Below are 11226 nucleotides of genomic sequence, written 5' to 3' on the forward strand. Positions count from 1 at the left end.
ACCGCTGGAGCCCAGCGGGCTGCGCAAACCAGAACGAATCACGTTGAGGTAATCATGATCAGGAAAATCGGTGTGCTCACCAGTGGTGGTGATGCACCGGGCATGAACGCGGCCATCCGTGCCGTTGTCCGGACCGCATTGCATAATGACCTGGAAGTCTACGGCATCTTTGATGGCTATCTCGGTCTTTACGAGAACAACATCCGCCCTCTGCATCGACAGGATGTGTCAGATCGCATCAATCGCGGCGGCACCTTTCTCGGCTCGGCCCGCTTTCCGGAGTTCAAGGAAGAATCGGTGCGCCGCAAGGCCATCGGCAACCTGCAGCAACACGGCATAGAAGCGTTGGTGGTGATCGGTGGCGACGGGTCCTATATGGGCGCCAAGAGCCTGACCGAGATGGGCTATCCCTGTATCGGGCTGCCCGGCACCATCGACAATGATGTACCCGGTACCGAATACACCATCGGTTACAACACGGCTCTGAACTGCGTGCTGGATGCGATTGACCGGTTGCGAGATACCTCGTCGTCGCATCGACGCATTTCGATGGTGGAGATCATGGGGCGCCATTGCGGTGACCTGACACTGGCGGCCGCCGTTGCCGGAGGTGCAGAGTATGCGATCATTCCGGAAAAGCCTTTCAGTGAGGAGTCGCTGCTGCGCGCGCTGGGCGAAGGTGACTCAAAAGGGAAGAAGCACGCCATTATCTGCATTACCGAAAAAATGACCGATACGCATGCGCTGGCCAAGCGCATCGAAGCTCATACCGGGCAGGAGACCCGCGCCACTGTATTGGGGCATATTCAGCGTGGTGGTGCGCCGGGTGCGTTCGACCGGGTACTGGCCAGCCAGATGGGTGCCTTTTCGGTGCAGTTGCTGATGGAGGGGCTGGGCGGACGCTGTGTCGGCATCCAGAACAATCGCCTGATTCATCACGATATCATCGAGGCCATCGAGAATATGCCGCGCCCGTTCAATCAGGATCTGTTCGATACCTTCAAGAAGTTGGTCTGATCCACCTGACCGAGAATTGCGCGGGACAGAGCCTGAGCTATATGGAGATAACTATTCCCGGTGCGGTAGATGGCTGATGGCAGCGCGATCATGCAATGGGTAAAGGCCTGCATAATCGACCTCGAAGCCGTGAAGTGACAGACAGCGCTTCTGATGGCACCCGCAAGCCAGTGTCTCAGCACCCAGTACTTAATGGGTGGCGCAGGACACTAGCCCCTTATTCTCCGGCGGCGTTCGTCGATGGTATCCAGGTGCTGTTGCCACTGGCTTTCGGTGATGACACCGCGCTCGATCATCAGTTCACCATAGCGATCGTGGCCACCGGCATTGCAACTATAGTCTTCAACCTCTTCCGACCAATCGTCTTCATAAGCGAACTTGTGCAGGTAATTCCAGGAAGCCTGATAGTCCCCATTGGCCAGATGCAGTTCACACAGGGCGACCGATACCAGAGGGTTTGTCGGGTGCTGCGAGGCCAACTGCTGATGGACCTGGATCGCATCATTGAGCGACACCGGTGTCAGCGTATCATCAGTCCAGCGCCCCTGCCCGGTCAGGGCCAGCCGTCGCACCTCCTGAATGGCCGTCAGGTATCCCTGCTGCGCCAGATCCAGCAGTTGCGCCCGTCGCGATGACACGCTGAAGGATTCATCAAAGTGCCCTGCCAGCCACTGGCTCAGCGGATGAGAAGAGCTGCCCAGGCGCTGTCGCAGACCGCTCAGGGCCGCGTCGTTCGAGCCGGCCTGGGCAATGGTGCCGATATTGAGCTGCAACAGGTTCATGGTCTGCAGATAGCGGTTTCCCGCCAGGCGGTCCAGCAGTTCATCAAGGTTGCTGGCCAGTCTGGGGTGTGACTGAAACCAGCCGGTGCGGCTGATCAGCAAGGTCTGTGCAGCCTCATTGCCTGCCAGTGCGCGCTCAAAGGCCTGGCTGATCTGCTCTTCATCGGGTTCCCAGGATGGTCGCCAGTTAGCGTAAAGCCAGTGTACCCAGTTGGGGCTCTCAAGATGGCGCCGATTCTGGTTGAGATAGGGCTCCTCCACATAGCCGAACTGCAAGAGATCATCGTCCAGCACCATGAAATCGCGCAGTGCCAGAATCAGGTATTGCGCAAACGTATTGTCCCGGTTGGCCAGGGGGCGGATGTCCTGCCAGAACCGGGAAAAGTCCAGAGTGTCGACCAGTACCAGTAAAACCCGCATCGCTTCGATATCATCGGGATCGGTCAGGCCATAGTAGGGATCGAGCCAGTCTCCGGGCGGTGGGCCTTCTTCAGTTGCTGGCTCGGGTTCCCCGACGTCTTCGGTGAGCGACTCGGCTGGTGGTATAGGCACGGGCACGGCCGGCGTGGACTGGGGGTCCGCTTCCGGTGGCGGCATGTCGGCCTGGCGCAGAGGGTCCGAAGGCAGTTCCCGCGATGGTGGCTCGGCGGTCTGTTCCCCGGGCAGCGCAGCGGCCAGCCAGATGGCGCCGAGGGTCAGCATCAGTGCCAGTCCACCGAGCAGGAAAACGGGCCTGAACAACAATTGAACCCAGCGCATTGATTGACGACCCCCAGTCTGCCGCGTGTTATGCTAGCCACCTAGTGTAAATCCCGCCGGCACTGCGTGCACAGCGGTCTCTGTACTTTTACTATGTAAGCGGTGGCATAGACCCCTGTTGGGGCAAGAACACAATTAAAACGATATGACACATCCGGAGAGTGCAATGGTGGCCGGTAACGAAGACATGGCGGCACTGGCAACACGACAGGCGTCCAGCCAGACAGGGTGGGCTGTGATGACGAACCATGCAACCCGACTTCCTGCGGGCTTTGAGTTTCTGCCTCAGGGCAAGGTGGCGGCGCCCGAGCAGGGCGGCATTCGCCCGGATCTGCTGCCCTTGTGTCGGCATGCCGACGGGAGATACCTGTGTGCCCAGTTGTCGCCGATGGGGCGAGCTGTCTACTATGGCGAATGGTCTGCAGACGCAGGCTGGTCGCCCTGGACACCCCATTGGGAAGGAGTACTGGTGACGTTGTGGGCTCTGGAGGCTTTGGCCCACGATGACGCCGAAATGCCTGAAGATTTTGCCTGGATAGCGTCAGTATGGCCTGCAGTGCAGGCGCAATCTGCGGGCCTGCCGGGGTGGGCGACATTCGCCCGACTGCACGGCCCTGCACCGCTGATGATTCTGCTGGAGCGGGGTGTGGCACCGTATCCGGCCATTCTGCAGTTGTCCGCCTGGGCTGATGCAAAACCAGAATCAATGCCGGACAATCTTGAGCCCTTGCTGGTGCGCGAGCGTTGCCGGCTCTGGCGCAGTATCGATCCGACTGAGAATTCCCTGCAGCAGGTAGTCAAGGCTGTTTATGCTGTGCAGGCAATGCGTCGCGGAGAGTTCGATTGCCGGCAGCCGGCATCGCCCTATGCGCTCAGCCTGTCGGCAGTGCTGCAGGAACATTGGCAACACGTGCCGGAGCCATTGCGTGACGATCATCTGATCAAGGCGGCACGAGATGGTCGGAGCAGTATTCTGGCCATGGCCTGGCAGGAAGAAGCCATGCTCTGTCGCCAGCGCCAGCATTATGCGGATGCCTGCCGCTCCATGGGGCAGGTATGGTGTGCGGACCCGAGCCGGATGACGGCAGGGCTTCTGTCTCGCTGGGGGCAGGATGCAGATCATGCCGACAGCGCCTGCTGGCGCACTCTGCTTGAATGGCATGGCTTTATTGAGCCGGCAGGCAGGGGCTCAGTGACTCGTCAGGATCTGGAGGCGCTGAAACTGCGTCTATAGAAGAGTCTGCAGGTGGCATCAGTCGCCGCTGCTGGAAGGCAGTTGCAGACTCACTGGCAACAGCACTGTAATGCGCAGCCCGCCTTCCGGAATATTCTCCGCTTTCACCGTACCCTTGTGCGCTTCAACGGCCTGGCGAGTGATCGACAGGCCGAGGCCCGAGCCACCCTGATGGGTGTTGCTGGCACGAAAGAAGGGCTCGAACAGATAGGGCAGATCCTGAGGCGGTACGCCGGTGCCGGCGTCCTGTACTGAAATTTCCACCTGATCGCCGTTGAGTGCTGTGTCAATCACGACCTCACTGCCTTCCGCCGTATACTTGACGGCATTGCGCACTACATTTTCGATCGCCGAACTGAGCAGCATCTGATCCCCGATCACCCGCACCGGCACTACTGTCTGCAGCCGCACCGAGCGGTCCTGGGCGAGCGCTTCAAAGTTGGCATCATCAGCAATGGTGCGCAGCATCTTGCCCAGATCGAGCGGCTGGAGGTCCATATGCTGCAACCGGTTCTCCAGACGTGACAATTGCAGCAGCTGAGCAATCATGGCTTCCAGACGCTGTGCCTCACGCTCTATGCGGTCCAGTTGCGGTACGGCGGTGTCCTGCTCCATGCGCTGGCGGGCGATACCCAGCGCAATCTGCAGGCGGGTAAGCGGAGAACGCAGTTCGTGGCTGATGTTGGACAGCAGCTTCTGCTGAGCTTCGATCAGACTCTGAATCCGTTCCGCCATATGGTCAAAATCCTGGCCCAACTGACCGATATCATCAGCCCGTTTGGAGACCACGCCGGGCACCCTGGATTCCAGTTGCCCGCGCGCCAGAGAGCGACTGGTTTCGCGCAACAGGCGCAATGGACGGGACAGGGAGTTGGCGAGCAGGAGGCTGAGCATGCCGCTGACCAGCAGGGCCAGAAAGGTCCAGGTCAGGCGCTCATTGATGACATCCATCAGGCGACCCGTGCCTGAGTCCACGGTGGTCTTGATCAGCACCCGGTAGGTTTCTCCGCGGTGGCGCAGAGGTTCGGCTCCCAGCCAGCGGATGTTTTCCCAGTTGGCGGCCAGGGGCTCGCCGGACTCCACCATGGCGCCGATCATGTACAGCTCTATCTGATCGGGCTGGGGAGTGCCCAGAAGGCGAAACGTGGGGTCGACCAGATAGATATCGAGGCCAAAGCGGATTCCGGAGTAGCGGATGGCCTGCAAGGGCGTCATGCCAGCTTCCAGATAGTTTTCCAGTTCTTCCCTTTGGTATTCCAGCAACTGCTGCTCTTCAGCATTCAGGTCGGTCAGCTCATAGGGCCGCGCCCATTGCTGCAGCACCAGGAAGGACACCATGGAGATCACCACCAGCGTGAGCCAGAACCAGATGAATATCCTTCCGGTCAGGGACGCCAGTGGGTTGAGGGAACGTAGCCAGTTCAGAGCGGATCGCCACATGCCGAAGGCTGATTCAGTCGGCTACGAATTGATAGCCGACACCACGCAATGTCTTGATCGGTTTGTGTTCCTCGGCCAACTGCATGATTTTCTTGCGCACGTTGCTGACATGCATGTCGATGGAGCGGTCATAGGGCTCCAGCGGCCGACCCAGTACCGTCTGGTAGAGCTCGTTCTTGGTGACCACCTGACCGGCACGCTCCATCAGAGTCTGCAACACCTTGAACTCGGTTTGCGTCAGTTCCATGTCCTGCTTGTCGATCAGCGCCTGATAGACGCGCGTATCCAGCGTGATGCGGCCCAGCGTCAGCACGGGCTGCACCGCAGGCCCCGGCCGCTGGTGTTCCATTTCCACCCGGCGCAACAGGGCGCGTATCCGCGCCACCAGTTCGCGATGGCTATAGGGCTTGGGCAGATAGTCATCCGCACCCAGCTCGAGGCCCAGTACCTTGTCCAGTTCGTCGCCTTTGGCGGTCAGCATCAGGACGGGTACGGTGTTGGAATGGCGCATTTCGCGCAAAACATCCAGCCCTGACATGCCGGGCATCATAACGTCGAGCAGGATCAGGTCATAATCGTTTGCGGCAAGTTTCTGCAGCCCTTCTTCGCCAGAATGAGCGAGCTCGAGCACAAAGCCTTCGCTGTCGAGAAATTCGACCAGCAATTCACCCAATTCTTTGTCATCATCAATGAGCAGCAGGCGTTCGTTTTTCATGCGTGCACACCTTTTTCGTGTTGAAGTCCCCAGACCGGCAGACGGCCGTCTTTACAATTGGGAGTCTGCCGCGATAGTGCAGCAGTGGGCAGCGAATTGTAAAGAGGGAAAGCAGGTCGCGGAGGGTAACTTTCACACCCTATACGAAGCACTTCGGGCTCGTGCAAACGGGTGTTGGCTTCAGTAAACTTGGCCAGACAGGTGCAGGAGGGGAGTCGCCCGTGACAAAGCATGACGATGACGATCTGTTTGCGCAGGAAATGGCAGGCGTGCGGCGACTGCGCGCCGAGCCAACCGTGCGTCTGCAGCGCCAGGCCGCACCGGAAACCGATGCCGCACTGGCTCGGCGCAGGGCCGCTGCCGAACGCCAGCAGAGCAGGGAAGTTGATGGCCTTTCAGAGTCACATGTCCAGTGGGTAGGGCCGACTGATATCCTGAGTTGGCGGGCTGCCGGTGTTGCGCATGGTGTCTTCAGAAGGCTCAAGCAGGGCGGCTATACGCTGGATGCGCGGCTGGACCTGCATCGGCATACTGTGGATCAGGCAAGACGCGCCCTGATTCGATTCGTTCTGGACTGCCAGAAGTATGATGTGCGGTCGGCGATTGTGTTGCATGGCAAGGGTGAACGCGGTGAACAGAAGGCCGTCCTCAAGTCCTACACCTATCAATGGCTGCAGCGTATTCCGGAAGTACTGGCGTTGCACTCGGCACAGCCGCACCACGGGGGCGCCGGCGCCATGTATGTGCTGATCAAGAAAAGTGAAGCGAAAAAGCAGGAAAACCGGGAGCGTTACCGTAATCAATGAACTGACAACGCCAGAAAAAACAACAATCAGGGCAAAGTAAACGCGGGTAAAGATCGACGCAGTAGCCACGTACGACAAGGGAAGATGGTGCCTAGGAGAGGACTTGAACCTCCACGGCCGTAAGGCCACTAGCACCTGAAGCTAGCGTGTCTACCAATTCCACCACCTAGGCACTTCAGGCTGGTCTGCAGGAGGGCCCTGCAAACGTGGGGCGTACTTTAGCCGAGGGCCTATGGGCTGTCAAATATTTTTTTTGCAGAAAAAACAACAGGATAAGGGAGCTGAAGCCGCATGAAGACGATTCTGATTCCGCTGGCTGAGGGCGTCGAGGAACTGGAAGCCGTGACCTTGATGGATTTGTTTGTCAGAGCCGGCTTCGAGGTTGTGCGAGCAGGGCTGAAACCGGGCGAAATCCTGGCCGCCCGCGGCACACGATTGATCCCTGACGTACTGTTGTCGTCGGTTGCGCATCTCCATTTCGATGCCATTGTACTGCCGGGCGGTCAGCCCGGGGCCAACAATCTGGCAGCCGATGAGACCCTGATCGAACTGTTGCAGCGGCATCAGGCGGCGGAGCGCCCGGTCGGCGCCCTGTGCGCTGCCCCGCGAGTGCTGGTAGCCGCCGGTGTGGCGTCCGGTCGGACCATGACAGCATTCCCCGGTGCACTGGATGGCCTGGAGACGGGTACATCGACGATCACCGATGCGGTGCACGAATTTGACGGACCGGTATGGACCAGTCGGGGTCCGGGCACAGCAATGGATTTCGCTCTGGCCATTATCGAAAAACTGGGTGGCACAGAGCTGCGGCAGAGTGTTGAGGTGAAACTGGTCAGGCCGGAATAATCCGCCTGGAACAGCCTTGCGTCGGGCTGTCAACGGCTTGTGCACAAAATTTGTCGGAAGATTTTACAGAGCCCTGTTGACAGCCGGCCTGTCTGCAAGGAAGCCAGTTTTCATGGGCATTACAGCGTTTTGAACACGGGTTTAAACCATCCACAGATTCTGTGGATAACTCTGGGGATAGAATTTGTAGAAAGCGCTGCAAGCCAGGACTGGAGGCAGGCTGCTTGGATGCGTTAAAAATTAGACAACGAATGGAATCAAGCAGGCGGGGCATCAACCGTTCTGGCCGCCCCAGAGGGGCGGCCAGAACGGGTCGGGTTACCGGTTCAACCGGTGGTCGATCAGCTCGTCGACCACGCCGGGGTCGGCCAGCGTCGAGGTGTCGCCCAGTTCGCCATAATCATTGGCCGCGATCTTGCGCAGAATACGGCGCATGATCTTGCCCGAACGCGTCTTGGGCAGCCCCGGAGTCCACTGGATCAGATCCGGCGTGGCCAGCGGGCCGATCTCCTTGCGCACCCACTGGATCAGTTCCTTGCTCAGCTCATCGCTGGGCTCGATATCGGCCATCGGAGTGATGTAGACGTAGATGCCCTGCCCCTTCAGGTCATGCGGGTAGCCCACGACAGCAGCCTCGGCCACCGAGGGGTGGGCGACCAGCGCGCTTTCGATTTCGGCGGTGCCCAGTCGGTGGCCCGACACATTCAGCACGTCGTCTACACGACCGGTGATCCAGTAGTAGCCGTCCTCGTCGCGACGGGCGCCATCGCCGGTAAAGTAGACGCCGTCATAGGCGCTGAAATAGGTATCGATAAAGCGCTGATGGTCACCATAGACGGTGCGCATCTGGCCCGGCCAGGAGTCCTTGATCACCAGGTTGCCGCTGGTGGCCCCTTTCAGTTCTTCGCCCTCAGGCCCGAAAAGGGCCGGCAGGATGCCGAAGAAGGGCCGGGTGGCGCTGCCCGGTTTGAGGTCCGTGGCGCCCGGCAGCGGCGTGATCATGATGCCGCCGGTTTCGGTCTGCCACCAGGTGTCCACCACCTGGCACTGGCTATTGCCGAATTCGGAGTAATACCAGTTCCAGGCTTCGGGGTTGATGGGCTCGCCGACACTGCCCAGAATGCGCAGGCTGCTGCGCTGCGACGAGTCGGTGGCTTCGCTCCCCTTGCCCATCAGGGCGCGGATCGCAGTGGGTGCCGTGTAGAGAATATTCACCTGATGCTTGTCAACCACTTCGCCCAGACGGCCGGCAGTCGGGTAATTGGGCACACCCTCGAACATCAGGGTGGTCGCCCCATTGGCCAGCGGGCCATACAGGATATAGCTGTGCCCGGTTACCCAGCCGACGTCGGCCGCGCACCAGTAGATGTCGCCGTCCTTGTAGTCGAAGACATATTGATGGGTCAGCGAGGCATAGACGATATAGCCACCCGACGTATGCAGCACCCCTTTGGGTTTGCCGGTAGAGCCGGAGGTATAGAGGATGAACAGCGGGTCTTCCGCGTTCATGCGCTCCGGCTCGCAGGTCTTCGGCTGGCTGTCGGCCAGGTCGTGATACCAGTGGTCGCGTGAGTCGTGCCAGTCGATATCACCACCGGTGCGGCGGGTCACTACGACATGGTCGACGATATCCGCGCCCTTCACTTCAAGCGCCCGATCTACATTGGCTTTCAGCGGAATCTTGCGTCCGCCGCGCACACCTTCGTCGGCGGTGATCACCACCTTCGATGCACAGTCGATGATACGGCCGGCCAGCGCTTCCGGCGAGAAGCCACCGAACACCACCGAATGAACGGCCCCGATGCGGGCACAGGCCAGCATTGCATAGGCGGCCTCGGGCACCATGGGCATATAGATGGTGACCCGGTCGCCTTTCTTGACGCCGAGTGACTTCAGACCATTGGCCAGTTGGCAGACCCGGTCATGCAGCATCTGATAGGAGATTTTCAGATCTTCGCGCGGGTCGTCGCCTTCCCAGAGAATGGCGGTCTGGTCCGCCCGCTTGCTCAGGTGGCGGTCGATGCAGTTGTGGGCAACATTGAGTTCCCCGTCGCCATACCAGCGGATGTGCAGGTTGTTGCGGTCGTAGCTGACATCGCGCACTTCCGTGAACGGTTTGAACCAGTCGATGCGCTCCGCCTGTTCGCGCCAGAAGGCTTCGTTGTCATCCACGGAGCGCTGGTACAGCGCTTCATATTCTTCATTATTGACCAGAGCGGTTTGCCGGGCGCTGTCTGGCACCGGGTAGACGGTGTTTGACATAGGTTTCTCCCTACCAATTATTGTATGTTGTAGTGGTCTTCGCGCTGCTGTATTCGCAGTTACTTGCTGCTGTCGTCGTCCTCCTGCAGGCGATCATGCATGGACTTCAGCATGTTGCGCGTTTCTTCATGGGTCAGCAGGGCATCCTGACGCAGCAGCAGAGTCAGAACATCATCAATCTGACGTGCAGCATAGATGGTGAACTGCCCGGCTTCCACCGCTTCGATCACCTCGTCATTAAGCATCAGGTGGCGCACATTGTCGGCCGGTATGATGACACCCTGACGGCCGGTCAGGCCGCGGCTGGAGCAGACCCGGAAGAATCCTTCGATCTTCTCGTTGACGCCGCCGACAGCCTGCACTTCGCCATGCTGGTTCATCGAGCCGGTGACGGCCAGTGACTGTTCGACCGGAATGTCGGTGATGGCTGAAATCAGGGCAACCAGCTCGGCACAGGTGGCCGAGTCGCCATCCACATGGCCATAGGACTGCTCCATGGCGATGTGGGCGTTCAGGGTCAGGGGAATGTCTCGCCCATACTGGCGCGCCAGATAGCCATTGAGAATCATCACGCCCTTGGAGTGCACGGACTGCCCCAGCTGGGCTTCGCGCTCGATGTCCATGATGCCCTGGGAGCCCAGCGAGGCGGTGGCGGTGATGCGCGCCGGTGAACCAAACACGGATTCTCCGACCTCCATCACGGTAAGGCCGTTGACGCAGCCGGCCCGCTCTCCGTCGGTCGAGATCTTCACGGTCCCTTCGGAGATTTCCAGGATCATCTGGTCACTGATGCGGCTGCTGCGATATTCGGCGGCCTTCAGGGCCAGTTCCACATGTCGGGCCTCGATGATGACACCGTCGTTGTTTTGCTGGCGGAGATAATCCGCCTCGGCCACCATCTTGAACAGATGAATGATCTGTGCACTGATGCGCTCCTGATGTTCGCCCTGGCGCAGCGAGAACTCGATCAGCCGGGACACCGCATCCCGGTGGATCGGCGGATACTCCTTCTCTTCTGCATAATGCTTGATGCGCAGAATCAGTTGCTCCACGGAATCATTGTCGCGCGGAATATAGCTGTCGAAGTCCACCAGAATGCGGAACAGTTCATTGAACTCCGGGTCCAGTGCCAGCAGCTGATAGTAGATGTCGCGCGAGCCGATCAGGATGATCTTGGACTGCAGCGGCACTGTTTCCGGGCTCAGTGTTACGGCATGCATCAGACTCGGATCAACGAACGGCGATTCCATCTTGATCTGCCGGGTTTTAAGTGCCAGTTTCAGGGCATCCCAGGCGAAGGGTTCAACCAGCAGTTTTTCCGCGTCCATGATCAGATAGCCGCCGTTGGCCTTGTGCAGGCTGCCC

At 59.4% G+C, this 11226-nt stretch carries 9 protein-coding genes and 1 tRNA gene; 4 read left to right on the plus strand and 6 right to left on the minus strand.

From position 1 onward, the window contains the following. Positions 1-54: 54 nt before the first annotated feature. Entirely contained in the window at positions 55-1017 is a 963-nt protein-coding gene (gene pfkA / locus LAT62_RS05995; RefSeq protein ID WP_293380473.1) for a 6-phosphofructokinase, read from the plus strand. 209 nt (positions 1018-1226) lie between these two features. Here pfkA and LAT62_RS06000 read toward each other — a convergent pair whose 3' ends face one another. Continuing rightward, positions 1227-2558, minus strand: coding sequence for a hypothetical protein (locus tag LAT62_RS06000; RefSeq protein ID WP_293380476.1), 1332 nt, complete (start codon positions 2556-2558; stop codon positions 1227-1229). 166 nt (positions 2559-2724) lie between these two features. Here LAT62_RS06000 and LAT62_RS06005 point away from each other — a divergent pair, with 166 nt between their 5' ends. Then, entirely contained in the window at positions 2725-3792 is a 1068-nt protein-coding gene (locus LAT62_RS06005; protein ID WP_293380479.1) for a hypothetical protein, read from the plus strand. Between the two features lie 18 nt (positions 3793-3810). Here the strand turns inward: LAT62_RS06005 and LAT62_RS06010 are convergent, their stop codons facing one another. Then, positions 3811-5232 carry an ATP-binding protein gene (locus LAT62_RS06010; RefSeq protein ID WP_293380482.1) on the minus strand — a complete coding sequence of 474 codons (1422 nt, stop codon included), beginning with the start codon at positions 5230-5232 and terminating at the stop codon, positions 3811-3813. A 13-nt stretch (positions 5233-5245) separates the two neighbouring features. Continuing rightward, positions 5246-5947, minus strand: a complete 702-nt coding sequence (locus LAT62_RS06015; protein ID WP_293380485.1) for a response regulator transcription factor — start codon at positions 5945-5947, stop codon at positions 5246-5248. Positions 5948-6168: 221 nt separating this feature from the next. Between LAT62_RS06015 and smrA the strand changes: the two genes are divergently transcribed. Further along, complete coding sequence (gene smrA, locus LAT62_RS06020) at positions 6169-6753, plus strand: DNA endonuclease SmrA (RefSeq protein WP_293380488.1); 585 nt, start codon at positions 6169-6171, stop codon at positions 6751-6753. An 85-nt stretch (positions 6754-6838) separates the two neighbouring features. Here the strand turns inward: smrA and LAT62_RS06025 are convergent. After that, a tRNA-Leu gene (locus LAT62_RS06025) sits at positions 6839-6925 on the minus strand. 119 nt (positions 6926-7044) lie between these two features. Here LAT62_RS06025 and LAT62_RS06030 point away from each other — a divergent pair. Next, positions 7045-7599: a DJ-1 family glyoxalase III gene (locus tag LAT62_RS06030; RefSeq protein ID WP_293380491.1), complete on the plus strand. Its 555-nt coding sequence runs from the start codon at positions 7045-7047 to the stop codon at positions 7597-7599. A 318-nt stretch (positions 7600-7917) separates the two neighbouring features. On the opposite strand, the gene acs is transcribed toward LAT62_RS06030, so the two are convergent. Beyond that, positions 7918-9861, minus strand: a complete 1944-nt coding sequence (gene acs, locus LAT62_RS06035; protein WP_293380494.1) for an acetate--CoA ligase — start codon at positions 9859-9861, stop codon at positions 7918-7920. 59 nt (positions 9862-9920) lie between these two features. Then, positions 9921-11226, minus strand: a 1306-nt coding sequence (locus LAT62_RS06040) for a Lon protease family protein (protein WP_293380497.1), incomplete at its 5' end; no start/stop codon positions are given.

This window comes from Natronospirillum sp., from assembly GCF_022565775.1.
In the GTDB taxonomy this organism is placed as follows: Bacteria; Pseudomonadota; Gammaproteobacteria; order Pseudomonadales; family Natronospirillaceae; genus Natronospirillum.

Excerpts from the sequence above, each read along its gene's own strand:
- pfkA (WP_293380473.1), top strand. The coding sequence starts at position 55 with ATGATCAGGAAAATCGGTGTGCTCACCAGTGGTGGTGATGCACCGGGC.
- LAT62_RS06000 (WP_293380476.1), bottom strand. The coding sequence starts at position 2,558 with ATGCGCTGGGTTCAATTGTTGTTCAGGCCCGTTTTCCTGCTCGGTGGA.
- LAT62_RS06005 (WP_293380479.1), top strand. The coding sequence starts at position 2,725 with ATGGTGGCCGGTAACGAAGACATGGCGGCACTGGCAACACGACAGGCG.
- LAT62_RS06010 (WP_293380482.1), bottom strand. The coding sequence starts at position 5,232 with ATGTGGCGATCCGCTCTGAACTGGCTACGTTCCCTCAACCCACTGGCG.
- LAT62_RS06015 (WP_293380485.1), bottom strand. The coding sequence starts at position 5,947 with ATGAAAAACGAACGCCTGCTGCTCATTGATGATGACAAAGAATTGGGT.
- LAT62_RS06030 (WP_293380491.1), top strand. The coding sequence starts at position 7,045 with ATGAAGACGATTCTGATTCCGCTGGCTGAGGGCGTCGAGGAACTGGAA.
- acs (WP_293380494.1), bottom strand. The coding sequence starts at position 9,861 with ATGTCAAACACCGTCTACCCGGTGCCAGACAGCGCCCGGCAAACCGCT.